General features: G+C 55.5%; 9 protein-coding genes. 6 read left to right on the forward strand and 3 right to left on the reverse strand.

What is annotated here, in order from left to right:
* The first annotated feature begins 21 nt into the window (after window positions 1-21).
* The 5 genes from VK738_00140 to VK738_00160 all read left to right on the forward strand — a co-directional run bounded on the left by VK738_00140 (window position 22) and on the right by VK738_00160 (window position 9,817).
* Window positions 22-2,550 carry an alpha-glucuronidase family glycosyl hydrolase gene (locus VK738_00140; protein HTD21041.1) on the forward strand — a complete coding sequence of 843 codons (2,529 nt, stop codon included), beginning with the start codon at window positions 22-24 and terminating at the stop codon, window positions 2,548-2,550.
* A gap of 224 nt (window positions 2,551-2,774) precedes the next feature.
* Window positions 2,775-3,992, forward strand: coding sequence for an ROK family transcriptional regulator (locus VK738_00145; GenBank protein ID HTD21042.1), 1,218 nt, complete (start codon window positions 2,775-2,777; stop codon window positions 3,990-3,992).
* A 78-nt stretch (window positions 3,993-4,070) separates the two neighbouring features.
* Window positions 4,071-7,646: a TonB-dependent receptor gene (locus VK738_00150; protein HTD21043.1), complete on the forward strand. Its 3,576-nt coding sequence runs from the start codon at window positions 4,071-4,073 to the stop codon at window positions 7,644-7,646.
* A 137-nt stretch (window positions 7,647-7,783) separates the two neighbouring features.
* Window positions 7,784-8,560, forward strand: coding sequence for a glucose 1-dehydrogenase (locus VK738_00155; GenBank protein ID HTD21044.1), 777 nt, complete (start codon window positions 7,784-7,786; stop codon window positions 8,558-8,560).
* 12 nt (window positions 8,561-8,572) lie between these two features.
* Complete coding sequence (locus tag VK738_00160) at window positions 8,573-9,817, forward strand: SGNH/GDSL hydrolase family protein (protein HTD21045.1); 1,245 nt, start codon at window positions 8,573-8,575, stop codon at window positions 9,815-9,817.
* 54 nt (window positions 9,818-9,871) lie between these two features.
* Here VK738_00160 and VK738_00165 read toward each other — a convergent pair whose 3' ends face one another.
* Window positions 9,872-10,408 (reverse strand): ATP-binding protein, encoded by a 537-nt coding sequence (locus VK738_00165; GenBank protein ID HTD21046.1) that lies wholly within the window; start codon window positions 10,406-10,408, stop codon window positions 9,872-9,874.
* Window positions 10,409-10,455: 47 nt separating this feature from the next.
* Between VK738_00165 and VK738_00170 the strand changes: the two genes are divergently transcribed.
* A complete protein-coding gene (locus tag VK738_00170; GenBank protein ID HTD21047.1) occupies window positions 10,456-11,355 on the forward strand; it encodes a DNA-formamidopyrimidine glycosylase family protein in 900 nt (299 codons plus the stop codon).
* A gap of 869 nt (window positions 11,356-12,224) precedes the next feature.
* On the opposite strand, the gene VK738_00175 is transcribed toward VK738_00170, so the two are convergent.
* Both VK738_00175 and VK738_00180 read right to left on the reverse strand, forming a co-directional pair.
* Window positions 12,225-14,051, reverse strand: a complete 1,827-nt coding sequence (locus tag VK738_00175; GenBank protein ID HTD21048.1) for a 6-pyruvoyl-tetrahydropterin synthase-related protein — start codon at window positions 14,049-14,051, stop codon at window positions 12,225-12,227.
* 350 nt (window positions 14,052-14,401) lie between these two features.
* On the reverse strand, window positions 14,402-16,528 hold the full coding sequence (locus VK738_00180) for an isoamylase (protein ID HTD21049.1): 2,127 nt from the start codon (window positions 16,526-16,528) through the stop codon (window positions 14,402-14,404).
* Between the last annotated feature and the right edge of the window lie 3 nt (window positions 16,529-16,531).

The following is a 16,531-nucleotide window of genomic DNA, read 5'->3' on the forward strand; positions in this document are numbered from 1 at the left end:
TACTCCGCGTGAGGTGAATTCGTGAAGCGCTTCCTTTATATGGCAATTCTCGGAGCGCTGTTGTTAGGAAGTACACCAGTTCTCGTGCGCGCAGAGACGGGTTACGAAGCTTGGCTGCGCTATGCCCCGGTTGACGAGACAGCCCGTACGAAATATGAATCGTTGCCTGCGAGTGTAGTTGTGCTGGGAAATTCCGTCGTGCTCGATTCAGCGCAAAGAGAACTCATTCGCGGCTTAAGGGGCATACTGGGCAGAACCCTGCGGGCTGGTAGAAGTGAAGTTCGGGAGAGAGCCATTGTGCTGGGAACTATCGCAACCATACGCGCCGAGCATCCGGCATTACACTCCGACAGTGAACCAAGCGCAGATGGTTTTTGGCTGACGACAGGGCAGGTGCACGGCTTCGATTGCCTCATCATCACAGCGACCACAGATCGAGGTGTGTTGTATGGGGTCTTTGCGCTGTTGAGCAAGATCGCACGCAACCAAAGCATAGCCAACTTGAACGAAGTGCAGCAGCCCTATGCGCCGATACGCTGGGTGGACCAATGGGACAACCTCGACGGCCGCATTGAGCGTGGATACGCCGGGCGCTCCATCTTTTTTGAAAATGGAAGTGTCCGGTCTGATTTGACACGGGCCTCAGACTACGCGCGGCTGCTGGCCTCCGTCGGCATCAACGGATGCACCATCAACAACGTGAACGCCGATCCAAAAATGCTGGAAGATAGTTTTCTTCCGCAGCTTGCTCGCGTTGCCGATGCGTTTCGTCCCTGGGGTGTGCAGCTAGCGATTTCAATCAATCTAAGCAGCCCAAAAGTGATGGGCGGCCTGGATACCTTTGATCCGTTGGATTCTCGAGTTGAAGAATGGTGGCGCAAAAAAGTTGACGACATCTACCGGCAGATTCCCGATTTCGGAGGGTTCGTCGTCAAAGCGGATTCGGAAGGGCAGCTCGGTCCCTCTACCTACGGCCGCACGCCCGCCGATGCCGCCAACGTAATTGCTCGCGCGCTTAAGCCACACGGTGGCATCGTCTTCTACAGGGCATTTGTCTATGACCGTCATCTCGATTGGCGTGAGCCGAAAAATGATCGTGCCAAGGCTGCCTACGACAACTTCCACTCGCTCGACGGCAAATTTGACGACAACGTCATCATCCAGATCAAGTACGGACCGATAGATTTCCAGGTGCGTGAACCCGTGTCTCCACTTTTCGCCGGCTTACACAACACAAATGAAGCGATTGAGCTGCAGGTGACCCAGGAGTATACCGGCCAGCAGCGGCATCTATGTTTCCTCGCACCCATGTGGAAAGAAGTGCTCGACTTCGACCTGCACGCGGGAGATACCTCTACTCCTGTGAAAGACCTGGTGGCTGGCAAGAGCTTTCATCGTCCTGCAGGCGGCTTTGTTAGTGTCGTGAACGTCGGACTGGATGCAAACTGGCTCGCACACCCGCTCGCTATGGCAAATCTCTATGCATTTGGCCGGCTGGCGTGGAACCCTGATGTGAGCGCAAACGCAATTGCAGAAGAGTGGATACAGCTCACCTTTGGTAATGATCCGGTTATCGTGCAAACCATCACGGCGATACAACTTGTATCCTGGCATATTTATGAGAGCTATACCGGACCGCTGGGTGGTGGAACGTTGACGGATATTCTCGGAAGCCACTACGGACCGGGCGTTGATTCCTCCGAGCGAAACGGCTGGGGCCAGTGGCATCGAGCGGCTCATGAAGGTGTCGGGATGGACCGGACGGTAAGCACAGGTACGGGTTATGTGGGGCAATATCCGCCGGCTGTGGCCAGGCTCTATGAATCGGTCGAGAGCACTCCCGATGAACTGCTTTTGTTTTTCCATCATGTGCCGTACACACATGTGTTGCATTCGGGAAAGACAGTAATCCAGCATATTTACGATTCTCACTATGAAGGAGCAGAACGAGCCCAGCAGTACGTTCAGCAGTGGAAGTCACTGAAGGGCCGGATTGATGAAGAACGCTATGCAGCAACGCTGGCACGTCTGGAATATCAAGCAGGACACGCAATTGTTTGGCGTGATGCCATCTGCAATTGGTTCCTGCGAGTTTCAGGTATTTCGGATGCAAAGGGGCGGGTAGGAAATTATCCCGATCGCATTGAAGCCGAAGCCATGCAGTTGCAAGGCTACCAGCCGATGGATGTAACTCCACAGGAAACGGCCTCGGGCGGCAAAGCGGTCGAGTGTAGGTTGCCGGCAAAAATGTGCTCTGCCGTGTTTCAATTCAAAGGTGCAGCGGGATGGTACGACTTAGACGTTCAATATTTCGATCAGAACAACGGAGAGTCGAAGTTCCGAGTTCTGGTAGGCGATCAGGTAGTGGATGAATGGGTTGCCAATGATCATTTACCTACTCTAAAGGTAGGCGGCGACTCTTCTACCCGGCATCGGATCGTCAATATAGCGCTGCGCCCAGGAGATGAAGTTCGCATTGAGGGAATTCCGGACCTGGATGAGCGAGCGGCATTTGATTATGTTGAGATTCATCCGCAGGCGAATAAATAAAAGTTGGTATGGGAGTTTGAACAGAATCTCCGTATTTATTGAAATTTAAGACAATTTCGTGCTTGACAAGCTGACACACCCGACATATAGTTCACGACGCAAATTAATGTAGATGCACTAGAGCTCAGTTTGCAAGACAAATCCGGCAATATCCGTCTGGATCATATTTCTCGTAAGGCATTTTGAGTGATTGTTTTCATATATAGTTCGAGCATCAAACTAACATGAAGAGAATTGATTTTACCAACACGCAGGTAGCATCGAGTGAAACCGCGCGGGACATCAATCGCGGTGTCGTGCTGAACCTTATTCGGCGGCGGCAGCCCATCTCGCGGGCCGATCTGGCGCGCGTATCCGGATTGCAGCGAAGCACGGTTTCGCTCATTACCGAGCAGCTCATCCGCGAGAAGTGGGTTATTAACGGACCCACAGGCCGCTTGCCCCGTGGCAGGCGCCCAACATTTCTAAGGCTGAATGAAGGTCGGGCGATCCTTGTGGCCGATCTCCGGCCTGATCGCACAACGGTTGCCGTTGCGGATGTGAACGGACGTTTCCTCTCCCAGGAGGTAATGCAGACACCCTCTCATCCTCAAGCGACGGCGGAAAATCTCGTCGCGAAATTCCGTTATTTGATGAAAGCGCATCCTGACCGGATCTTTGAAGGGATTGGCATCAGTCTGCCCGGACGATTTGACGAAAAGACCCAGCGCGTAATTTTCGCGCCGAACCTAAAATGGCCCGAATTCGACTTCAAAGCCTCCATCGAGCGGGCCACGGAAATGCGGGTCGAGCTTGAGAACGCCGCCAACGCTTGTGTTCTGGCGGAGGTCTGGTTTGGCCATGGGGGCAAGGTTCGTGACCTGGTCGTGGTGACGGTGTCCGAAGGTCTCGGCACCGGGGTCTTCACGAATGGACAACTCACGCGGGGCCTGAACGGCATGGCGGGTGAGTTCGGCCATGTCTCGCTGAACCCAGAGGGCCCTCAGTGCACCTGCGGCGGTCGAGGCTGCTGGGAGGTCTATGCGTCGAATCGGGCTGCGCTCCGGTATTACCACGAATCAAGCTCAGCGTCGGATGGCCCAAATTTTCAGGATTTGATGGCGCTCGCAGATGCGGGGGACGCACTGGCAATCAAGGCCCTGGACCGGATGGCGCACGCCATCGGTAGTGGGATGCGCATGATCGTTGCCGGGCTGGCGCCGGAGGAGATCGTGCTCGTCGGCGATTTCACGCGTCAGTGGCAACGGTTTGGTCCCGTGATCGAAGCCGAAGTTGCAGCCGGGGTCCTGGTCGGAAAGCCGCCACGCGTGCGACCGGCAGAAGGAGTTATGGCACGTCTGCGTGGAACCGTTGCGCTGGTGCTGCAAAAGCACTTCGGTCCATCGGCTGATGCGGTCGAAGAAGAGAGGCCAGCCTGGGTAAGACAAAGAGTAGTTCGTTAGTACTGCGGTAGGACAAGACGGGGAACTGGTCCGGGACAGTAATTCGGGCCAAGTTAACTAAACAAAGGAGGAATTGCAATGTTCAGAGAGACTCAGAGAAATGGGGCAATTGAGGCACGTACAAATTGCAAACACACAATCGTATGTTTCATGCTGCTGCTGGTATGGATGTTCTGCACTACGGTCCACGCACAAGTTCTTTATGGTTCCTTGACCGGTAACGTTACCGATCAGACCAGCGCCATCGTGCCGCAAGCGAAAGTGGAAGCGGTCAGTGTGGGGACGGGCGTGATACGGAATGCCGAGACTGATTCCAATGGCATCTACCGCTTTCCCGAGCTGGTGCCCGGCGTTTACAAGATCTCATTTTCGGCATCGAACTTCGCCACAGTTGTAGTTGAAAATGTACGCGTGGAGGTGAATACATTGCGCCGCGTGGATATCAAGCTCAAAGTGGCGGCGTCCACGCAAACCGTCGAGGTGACTGCGGCCCCTGCGTTGCTGCAGACCGACAAGGCCGATGTGCATACCGACCTGACGGCTCAACAGGTCGAGAATCTGCCGACCATGGGTTCTCAGGGGCGCAATTTCCAATCGCTGCTGCGCCTCGTCCCCGGCGTTGGGCTGACGGCAGAGACCAACTCGCTCGCCGGCAACCCACAGCGGGCGATCAATGCCAACGTTAACGGGCAGTCCAATCAGACGGTCAACACCCGCATCGACGGCGCGCAGGATGCGTATCCCTGGCTGCCCGCGAACGTCGCCTATGTCCCGCCGGCGGATGCGATTGAGACGGTCAATGTCGTGACCAACTCGTTCGATGCCGAGCAGGGCATGGCTGGCGGCGCCGCCGTCAACGTGCAGATCAAATCCGGTACGAACCAGTATCACGGCAGCGCTGATTGGTTCCACACCGACCAGAACTTCGCCGCACGAAATTACTTCCAGACGAATCCCACGATCTTCCCGAAAAAGAACAGGAACAACCAGAACCAGTTTGGCGGGACCTTCGGCGGTCCGATCAAAAAAGATAAACTGTTCTTCTTCATTGATTACGAACGCACAACACAGCGGCAAAAGGCTGGGCCTGATACCCGGACATTGCCGACGGCGGCAATGGCGAGCGGCGACTTCCGCAATTTGCCGGGCAATCCCATCATCTACGACCCGGCCACCGGCAATGCGCAGGGTGCGGGAAAAACGCAGGTTTCGTGCAATGGCGTGTTGAATGTGATCTGTCCTAATCGCATTGATCCAGCGGCTGCAGCCATGATCAAGCTGCTGCAACCGTCGATCGCGCAGGTTTTCTCGACGGCTAACGGCTTGAGCAACTTCGTCGGGAGCTCAACCGCGTTATTTAATCGCGACACTGCGGATGTCAAGATCAACTACGTGCCCGACTCGAAAACAACCGTATTCGGACGCTACAGCCTCTCCAAGACTTTGGTGTTCGATCCGCCGTTGCTGGGCGCTGCGGTGGGCGACGCCACCGGCGGCGGCCAACTCGGCGACGCTCCCGGACTGATTCAGAGCGTCGGCCTCGGCGCTACGTACACGTTCACTCCTAGCTTGTTGCTGGATTGGAACTTCGGCTTCACCCGCCAGCGGCTGGGTTCGACATTCGACCTCACCTCGCCCAAAGGACTCAACGACTTGCACATCCCTGGAACCAACAACGCGGGCGCTCCTGGTAACCCATCCCTGTACTACGGTCTTCCTGGGTTCTCCTTTCCCACGGGCGGCGCGAGCTTTGGCAATGCGCAACCCGCCAACCCGTTCCTGTTCCGCGACCAGCAGTTTGTCTCAGGCGCGAACCTGAGCTGGATGAAGGGCAAGCATGCCTTGCGCGGCGGCATCGAGTGGAATCATAGTCAACTGAACCATTTCCAGCCGCAAGGCGGCACATTTCAGGAACCCCGAGGCGCGTTCCAGTTCAATGGCAATGTTACTGCTCTGCAGGGGACGACTCCCACATGGTTCAACTCCTGGGCTGATTTTCTGCTCGGCCTGCCCAGCACAACCGGAAAATCGATTGCGCTGTTCAACCCGACGGCGCTGCGCTGGTCGCAATGGGCGTGGTACCTGCGTGACCAATGGCAAGTGACTCCCAAGCTGACGCTGACTCTGGGTGTTCGCTGGGAGCGCTATCCGTTCGGATATTCCGATAACGGGAAGGGTCTGCGCTATCTCGATTTGAACACCGGTAACGTTCTGATCGGCGGATACGGCACCGTTCCACGCGACGACCGTGTGGATGTGGGCAGTGGGCAGTTCTTGCCGCGGATCGGGATCGCCTATCGTCTAACATCTTCTACGGTGATTCGTGCCGGCTACGGGCAGAGCGCCGATCCCAACAACTGGCGCTACTTCCGCAACGCGTATCCTGCAAATATCATTGTGAACAACGCCGTGGCGAACAGTGCCAACTTCATCCCCGTGGCCAGCCTGACGGGCCTGAACGGCGCCGGCCTGGGCAGCGGAAGCTACAACGTCCCGACCGGCATCGTGCTGGTGCCGCTTCCTGACCTGAGCAGCGGCGTCATCCCGCTACCGACCAACGCCAGCACGACGACCATTCGGAATCCCTTCCGGCGTGGGTACATCAACTCCTTCAATTTCATGGTCCAGCAGGAGTGGAAGGGCTTAGTACTCGAGACCGGCTACGTCGGTGCGCGCGCCATCCGGCCGTTGGTTAACATGAATGTCAACGCGTCACCACCGGGGACCGGCAGCGCCGGCGGACTGCTGAGTGTTGCGTTAGGCGCAAATTACACGGGGAACATCAACGCGGAGGTTCCTTTCAAGAACAACTATTACGACTCTATGCAGACCAAGATCACGCGCCGGTTTAAACAGGGCTCCACGGCCGGCTTTGTGTGGACGTGGTCGAAGACGACCGACTACCAGGGGAATGAGGAGCTTGCCGCTTTGAAGTTCCCTTACCCAACGTATTGGGGGAGGAACCGCGCGGTGGCAGATTTTGACCGGACCCACAACATCAAGATCTACGGCCTGCTGCTGCCGCCCTTCGGCAAAGGACAGCGGTGGGCGCAGAGCGGTGTGGGCAATTGGCTACTCGGAGGCTGGCAGATAAGTCCTGTCATCAGCCGCCTCACCGGGCTGCCGTTCACAGTGACCTCGGGCGGTAGTCTGAACGCGAATGGCTCCATCCAGACAGCCGATCTTGTTGGCCAATTTCACCTGACCAACGGAAGGCCACTGCCCACCGGCCAGACTTGTGCTCAAAGCGATCCCACGTGCCACTTCTTCGACGCGAGCGCGTTCGCGGCACCGTTGATTACTAGCGCGGCCACTGCTCATTACGGAAACACCGGCCGCAATCAGTTCCGCGGTCCGGGCTACTTCGAAATGGACCTGAGCGTGAGCCGTGCCTTCAAACTTACGGAGCGGTTCACACTGCAACTGCGGGCCGACGCTTTCAGCTTGACCAACACACCCCATTTTGCGAACCCGAACACCGGATGCCCAGGCTCTGCGACAATTGCTGGTCCGGCTGCGGGCAGCGGACAGTTGTGCAGCACGGGTAGCAACAACAACTTCGGGGTGATTACCGGCACTCTGCAACCGGGCGGCTTCTTCGGTCCGGACTCCGGCGCCCGCACAATCTGGATGGGGGCGCGCGTGACGTTCTAACAAGCGGGTCCTCGAGCCAGCCTCGGAATGTCTCTGTATTAGGCAGCAGGCCGGCCGGCAGCGAGTTGTATAGCAAAGACTTGCTGCCGGCTGTTTGTTATGTAACGTTTCCTGATCTTCAAGGAAGAATCTGTTTCATGGGCCATCCTGCGTTTGACCTTACATCCAAGACCGCTGTAGTGATCGGCGGCACTTCGGGAATCGGTTTGGCCCTCGCAGAAGGATTAGCACTAGCGGGAGCTAATGTAGTGCCGAGCGGCCGGCGTGCCGAGCTGGTTGCATCTGCCGCAGACAGAATCAGGAAGTTCGGCCGCAGATCGCTGGCGGTTAGTTGCGATGTAACCGACCGAAAAAGTATTGAAACGCTGCTTCAGGCAACATGCGCGGAATTTGGCCGAGTGGAGATTCTCGTCAACTGCGCCGGTACGACCCAACGCAGCGCAACTGTGGATGTCTCTGAAGATAATTGGAACAGTATTCTCGATACAAATCTCAGTGGCACATTGCGGGCCTGCCAGGTCTTCGGGCGCAAGATGATGGAGCAGAAATACGGACGCATCATTAATATAGCGTCTCTGTCTTCGCTGGTGGCCTTTTACGAGGTTGCCGCATACTCGGCCAGCAAAGCGGCGGTGGCTTCTCTAACAAAATCTCTGGCCGTCGAATGGGCCCCGCATGGCGTATGTGTAAACGCGATTGTGCCTGGCGTCTTTCAGACAGATATGAATGCAACACTTCTCAATGGCACGCCGCGAACGCGGGAAGTGCTTCTTCGGACGCCAATGCGGCGCTTCGGAGAGCTTCAAGAGCTCGTGGGTGCTGCCGTGTTCCTGGCTTCTGATGCCGCCAGCTTCGTGACAGGTCATCTACTGGCCGTGGATGGTGGGTTTCTGGCCAGCGGCGTGAATCAGTAAACGGAGGTCTTCTTGAGAAAGAATTGGATTGTTGTTGCCTGGGTGTTCAGCAACCTATTCGTGGGATTTGCATTTGCAAGGCAAAACAAATCAACAGTGGCGAGCGAAGATGGTCATTGGGTGGGCAGCTGGGCCTCATCGCCTCAACTTGGGGACCCGGCCAACGCTCCGCCAGCGCCGGGATTCACAGATAGCACGCTGCGGCAGATCGTGCATGTGTCAATCGGCGGGAAACGATTGCGCGTACGGTTTTCCAATGCCTTTGGCTCTACGGCGCTCACCATTCCTTCAGTCCATGTGGCTTTGGCTGCCGGTGGCAGCGCCATTAAGCCGGAAAGCGATAAGGCGGTCACCTTCCACGGCCAGTTATCAGTGACCATTTCGCCTAGGGCGCTGATAGTCTCCGATCCTGTTGAGTTTGATCTGGCTGCTCTCTCTGACCTTGCGGTGACAATTCACTTGAACGGTGTACCGAATGAAATCACAACTCACCCTGGCGCGAGGGCCACGTCATATTTACAAGCGGGTGATTCGGTTTCCGCCGCGGATCTGCCTTCGGCCGCGCAGACCGATCATTGGTATTTTTTGAACGGCGTTGATGTGCTGGCCGCAGGTTCGGGTGCAGCGCTGGTTACGCTTGGCGACTCGATTACTGATGGAAGAAATTCGACGACAAACAAGAACGGCCGTTGGCCTGATGATCTGGCCCGCCGCTTGCAGAATAACAAGAGCACGGCAGGCGTCGGAGTATTGAATGAAGGGATTGGCGGCAATTGCCTGTTGCATGATTGCCTGGGTCAGAGCGCGCTGGCACGCTTCGATCGCGACGTTCTTGCACAAACCGGCGTGCGTTGGCTGATTGTGCTGGAGGGAATTAACGACATTGGGACACGCATCGCCGCCCGCAAGCGCAACGAACCGTTCGCGTCTGCACAGGAATTGATTGGCGCCTATGAGCAGATCATTCTTCGTGCCCACGCCCACAATATCCGCGTTTATGGGGCAACGATACTGCCGTATGAAGGAGCATCATTCTACTTCAGTCCTGATGGTGAAGCCGACCGCCAGGTCATCAATCAATGGATTCGCACCAGTGGAAAATTTGATGCTGTGATTGATTTCGATGCCGCCACGCGCGATGCGCAAAACCGTTCACGTCTTTCTGCGACCGCCGATAGCGGCGACCATCTGCACCCAGCCGATAAGGGTTATCAAATCATGAGCGATACGATTGACCTGAAACTGTTTGCAAAATAAGGGATCGAGAAGCAGAAGCCCCGACACGTCTCGCCCGATAATCATGATCGGGCGTTACTGACTGGCCTCGCCGCTGAGATACGATAAACATTGTTGCAGGCTGGAATTGAGTGGCTCGTCTGTGTTGACCGTCAGCTTGGGATGGCTGATCTCCTCGAAATCAGCTTTCAGCTTCAAATAAGAGTCATAGTTGCGGTTCCTGGCGGGATGAGGGTCCGTGAGTCTCCGTCTGGCATTATCATCGGAGCACGTGGTGTGAATGATTTTTATTCCGCATCCCAGACCGGTTGCCCACTTCACAACGTTTTCAATTTGATATTGAAATGCGAACGGCCGGCCATCGATGAACAGAAAGGCCGGTCGTGTGCCTTTCTTAATCAGATAAGTTGCAGCCTGCAAAAGAATCTCTAAACAGAAATCATCCTGCTCCTGCGAGTATTCAATCCAGGGCTCGGGAAATAGACCCGCTCGGATTACGTCTTTGTCCAATACCACGCCGTGCAGCTCAGCAGAAAGCAATCTCGACAGCGTGCTTTTTCCCGAAGCGGGCAGGCCTGCCATGACGACCACACATGTTTTACCGAGGGCCATATAATAATCAAACTCCACTCTGCAGTACGAGAAAGGATGTTGGTCGCGTGCCCGAACTGCCGGACGTCGTAGTTTATATTGAAGCCCTCGAACAGCGCATCCTCGGGCACGTTCTCGAGCGGGTCGAGGTCCGCGGGCCTTTTCTTTTGCGGACCGCTGTGCCCCCGGTTGAAGCGGCCCACAGCCGCAGCGTGACTGCATTGCGCCGCGTGGGAAAGCGGATCGCCATCGGCCTGGACAACGATCTCTGGCTGGTGTTCCATCTGATGATTGCCGGACGGCTGCATTGGAGCCAGGAGCGAAAAACGCCGGACGGAAAGCGCACGCTCGCGGCCCTTGATTTCGATTCCGGCACGCTCACTCTTACCGAAGCCGGGACCAGAAAGCGGGCGTCGCTGCATGTAGTAGCGGGAGAAGTTGGACTGGCGAATCTTGATCCTGGAGGCATAGATGTCTTCTCGGCTTCGCTAGAGCAGTTCAGCGCGGTCCTGACCTCGGAAAATCACACACTCAAGCGGGCGCTTACCGATCCGCGATTATTCAGCGGAATCGGCAACGCATATTCTGATGAGATCCTTTATCATGCCCAGCTTTCGCCGGTTGCCCTGACGCAGCGCATGTCCCCGGAAGATATCAGCCGGTTGTTTGAAGCAACCCGCCATACGCTTGCGGAGTGGACCCAGAACCTTCGCGTCAAGGCGGGCGAGAAATTCCCCGAAAAGGTCACAGCCTTTCAGGAGCGAATGGCTGTACATGGCAGATACGGCAAACCCTGTCCACGATGCGGCACGAAGATTCAGCGCATTCGTTATGCATCCAACGAGACCAATTATTGTGCGCACTGTCAGACCGGAGGAAAGCTGCTCGCAGATCGTGCCCTCAGCCGCTTGCTGCGCGAAGATTGGCCGCGAACCCTTGAAGAGCTGGAAGAGCGGCGGAAAGCTTAGAGCCGACTTTACCCTTTAGTAAATTTCCGGCTTTGCTCTTCCAGGCAGAACATTACCCACTTGCAGCAAGTGTTTGAACCTCGCTGAAACAGCCTGATTACCTCGTATTTATTGGGGAAAGTCGCTGTCGAGGCGGGGCACTTGCTGGTAGTACTCAGTGTTTACTGAGTAGATATCATCCGCAGGCAGCTTCTGAGTACTGTATTGCTTTTGCAAATTTTCAAAGAACCTCTTGCCCGCATTCCTGAGAATGCCAGATACACTTCCGGAAACGATGGTAGTCCGCGTTTCGTCAGAAGGGAAGATTTTGATACCACAATAGGACCATGAGGTCAGGGGTGAAAGAGAGGCATGCCGCGCTACGGCACAGCCGGGGACGCCTCCACCCCACCACGCGCAAAACCGGCGCGCGGCGGGACCCCGGTTGTGCCACTATGTCTTAAATTCTTTGCCTTTCGACAATTTTTAGGTACCTGCCAAACCGTCTCCTTATTGTCATGTTGAGCGGAGCGCCTGGAGAAAATCTGTAGCCTTGAGACCGACGGGCGCGCAGTCGAAACACCCGACAAAGCTTACGGAAGAAATGCTGCCGTAGGGAATTCTCCCCAGAGTGTGTCCCGCAACGTCAGGCTGTGACTTCCACTCGCGGCGATCGTTGCACGTAATCCTGGAATGTAGGGCGGGAAGCGGTTGCGCGCGCCAGCCCGTTGCGCTGGCGGCGGCATCGGAAAAATTCCCTGATGCGGAAATGTAGACCGAAACCTTCTCGGGGTGTTTCGACTCCGCGCTTGAGATTCTGTAAGCTTGCCCATGGAGTCGTGGCGCTCTGCTCAACATGACAGAGGGAAGGAACATGGCGCGTGGATGCTTTACAAAAACGCTGCTCCTCCTCCTTGCGGCTTGCCGCGTTGTGCCACACCAGTCTCGCTGCTCTTGGCCGACTTGTAGGACCGCCATTTTCCATACACGATTAATAAAATTACCAACAGAAGGCTCGCGCCTGATATTGCAGCTCCTAAGGTTCGGTCCCGCGTCCGCATGAAAACAATGTGAACGTGGTTTTCGCCAGGCTGAAGCGGAATCATCATTTGCCCCGTGACTTCGCGGGTTTTAGTGGCTGTCAACCGGTCATTGACCTCAACGCTCCACGCAGGATAGTTAAAGAGGCGCAGGACCGCATGGCCGGACTGGGCGACGCTGACGGTAAATATTTTTGATTCCGGAGTCCACTGCTGCACATGAAGTCGAAATTTCCCCCCGCCTTCGACTGCGACCTTGCGAGCGTCTTGTTTGATCTCATAAGGGTCGGCATCGGTCGGGACGTATTCGTCCGTGCCTTCGTAACCCTTGCCCGTTTGCAGGTTATCAACCATTTCCGCAATGTCAGCGGCCCTATCCCACCATGGGGGCTGCTTGTGCCAGACTACCGCCAGAGTACCCAGCAGGAGAGCACACACCAGCAGTCTTGGCAGCCAGCGACGTAACCCCAAAGTTATAAGCAAGACAAAAGCCACGTTCAGGCATAGCAGCCATCGCCAGGGGAGCTGTATAAAACGCAATTTGGGCAGGTATTGCCAGAAAATTACGGTGAAGGGAAGCATGAGAAGAGCTGCTGCGCTGCCCCACGCAGCCAGGATCCACCAAAGCTCTGGATTGTCGCGACGGTTGCGGCGCGAAAAGAAGAACGCTCCCAAGAGCAGGGTAATCTCTGCTACTGCCACCGTTGAAACCAGAAGGTTGAACTGGTTGTGGTCAGCGTCGTTGATCATTGTGAAAAGAAAATTTTCCTGCGGATTTAGACCCGGAGAGAGGACCTGCCAGATGTTTACCCACTTTTCTTCGTAGACGGCTGGAAGCAAATAAAAGCAGGCCAGCATAGCTCCTAACACCACCCCGGCCGCCCCATGCAGAAGCATTCGTGGTGAACGCTGAACGATGGCCGCAATCACCACGAACAAGGCGAGAGAATAGTTCACCATCACCGCAGAAGGTGCGTTGGTCAGCCAGGCAGCAGCCACGATGAGTGCAAGCGAAATAATGCTCTTCCACGCCCTCTGTTCAGCGCGCACAACCAACAGCACAAGCAAAGGCAGCAAAGCACTGGCTAGAAGCTCGGCATACGCACTGCGCCAATAGACGATTACGATGTGATAAGGGTTCGCGGCATACAGTGCGGCAGCAAAGATAGCATCGCGTCGCGAGACCCAATTTCGCGCAAGCAGGAACATGGAGAATCCTGCCAGCGTCAGCACAATCCACAGGTAAGCTCCCGGGACAATCTTCCAGGGGAGTGCCGCGCCCAATAAGGCCCCAAGCGTCCAGGATGCCGGCGGATAAAAAATAAAGCGTGCCTCGCCGTAACCGTAGTGCGCCAACGAAGCCCATCGTGGGTAGAAGATCCCTTGCTTCCACTGGCCCAGCACCTCCATCCACGAGTTCATGTGGAATTCAAAGTCGTGGCCGGAGGGAATGCCAAACCAAAACATTGGCAGGATCACGGCGAATGCGGCCGCGGTAATGATAAGTGCGGGAATGGGAAATAGTTTGGGGAATGGTGCAGTTGCCGTTTGGGAAAAGGTTCCTTCAGCTATGATGCCGGGATTTTGCTCGAGTGGTTCCTCGGGGACAGAGGATGGCGGCTCCAGATCTTCTTTGTCGGCTTCACAAGCCTTGTCCGCTTCGGTGCGATTATCCATAAAGGTGCATGAGCGTGGAATTCACCCCATATATTAATGCGCGGCGGGTTTTTCGCAAAAAGGGGAGCAAGAATTGGGTAAGGATGCAGTCTGGTCAAACGGTGCAATCGCGGTTTTATCGCTATTGATTGACGGAGAGAGCCTTCACTGCTGCCGGGCGGAAATGTACGAGAAGCACAAATGCCACACGCAGCCAACGTGTGGGTACTCGGCGGTATGGAGAGAACTCCCTGAGGTGGTATGGCGGGAGGAGACATCTTCGGGGTGTTTCGACTCCGCGCTTCAGATTCTGTCGGTGTGAGACAGGATGGTGGCGCTCCGCTCAACATGACAGGGACATGCAACTACGATCAACCGGTCGTTCGCACTAACACAACAACCGACCTAGGGGCCACAACATATTTCATCGTCTGAAGCGGTACACCGGTTTCCGCAAAGTCGTCTGGACTGGCTAAACTTGTATCCACCACTCGTCGCCACTCTTTTTCTGTACCCTCCTGAACAACAAAAGGCAGCTCTTCCCAATAGGCATTGATCATGACGTAAATATCATCATCGTTTTGTGAGATGCCATGAAGGCAGAATGCCAAGATGCGGGAATCGTAGGAGAGGTCGGCAGCCGGGCCGGTTCCATACCACGAGATATCTTCGCGCCAGAACCGGCTTCGGCACAGCGAGGGGTGCGCCTTGCGGAAGGCGATCATTTTTTTGAAGAAACGAAAAATATCCTGGTTTGTTTGTAACTGGTCCCAATTCAGCCAGCTAATCTCGTTATCCTGGTTGTAGGGGTTATTGTTACCCAACTGAGTGTTTAAGAACTCATCGCCTGCCCGGAACATGGGGATGCCGTTGGAGAGCATGAGCAGGGAGCAAAAATTTTTGACCTGCCGGCGGCGCAAGGCCAGCACATCTGCGGGCACGCCTTCATCGCCTTCGTGACCGCAATTCCAACTGTAATTTTCATCGGCGCCATCCTGATTGTCATGGCCGTTGGCCCAGTTTCGTTTGCCATTGTAAGAGACCAGATCGTACAGGGTGAAACCGTCATGAGAGGTTACATAATTTACGCTCTGGTACGCGTGATAGGCGTTTTCCCGGTCATCAGGAAAGATGTCGTCGCTGCCGTAAAGCCGTCGCATCAGGTTAGGGACCATTCCGGCATCGCTTTTGACGAAGCGGCGAAGGTCATCCCGGAACTGTCCATTCCATTGTTGCCAGGTGACCCCGGGGAATCCGCGGCCCAGTTGGTAGGCCCCGGCCGCGTCCCACGGCTCCGCGATGAGTCTTGTGTTATCCAGTTCTAAAGAGATCTCGCTGAAGAGAGGAGTGTCTTCCCAGTTGAGGGAGCCGTCTGCGTTGCGGCTGAAAACGGACGCCAGATCAAAGCGGAATCCATCAATATGCATTTCCCGTTTCCAGAAGCGCAAGCTGTCGAGGACAATCTTGCGGACATGTCCATGGGCAAAGTTCAGAGTATTGCCTGTGCCCGAGTAGTTAGCGTAAGGGTCGGCCGGGTTCCCGGTCAGCATATAGTACTCACTATTATCGAGGCCTTTGAAGCTATAGATGGGTCCGCGCTGGTTGCCTTCGCAGGTGTGGTTGTAGACCACATCGAGTATGACTTCAATATTGGCGTCGTGGAAGGCCTTTACCATGCTTCGAAACTCCAAGTGCTGCTCGCAAGAGTCGCCGTCACCGGCGTATTGATGGTGCGGCGAGAAGAAATTCAAAGGCATGTATCCCCAATAATTGCCCTCATTTGGATCGCGCTGAAAAACCGGCATCAATTCAACAATTGTGACGCCGAGTTCTTTCAGGTAGGGAATTTTGTCGATCAGGCCGGTATATGTGCCCGCGCGAGCAGGATCAATTCCGGAGTTAGGGTTTTTCGTGAATCCCCTGACGTGAAGCTCGTAGATGATCGCGTCGGATTCATGATGTGGCGACGGGTCTTGGGCCCAGTCAAAGGTGTCCCGATGCCCCGCCAGCACTCCCAGGGGGGCCTTGCCTGCATTCGAGCCTTCACGCATGGCCAGAGCGCGGTCGAATGAAGGCGGGAAGAGAACGCACCTTGCATACGGATCGAGCAGTATCTTTTGCGGATCGAAACTATGCAGAAAGGGCGGATTCTGGCCGGAAACAGAGTAACCATAATAGTGAGCGTTCTGGAGTTTTGAGACAGGAACTCTGCAGTGCCATATACGGGTTGACTTGTTTTTTAAGAAGTTAAAGACAAAGGCGTGTAAGGGATTGACCAAGTCAGCGGCGGTATACAGTAACAACGTAACGCTCTCAGCATGCGCCGAGTAAACCGAGAAATTGTAGGCCTGCTCTTCTTCAATCCACGTGACCCCGAGCGGGAGTGAACTTCCTTCTACTTGTGCCCACGTAGGCCGGTTGCATGTTCCGGGCCTTAATGGTTCGACTGCGTTGGCAGAATTCTCGCTGGCAAGCACAACATCGGTTTCAGTTTGCATGTC

It is taken from the genome of Terriglobales bacterium (assembly GCA_035487355.1).
GTDB lineage: Bacteria > Acidobacteriota > Terriglobia > Terriglobales > Acidobacteriaceae > QIAW01.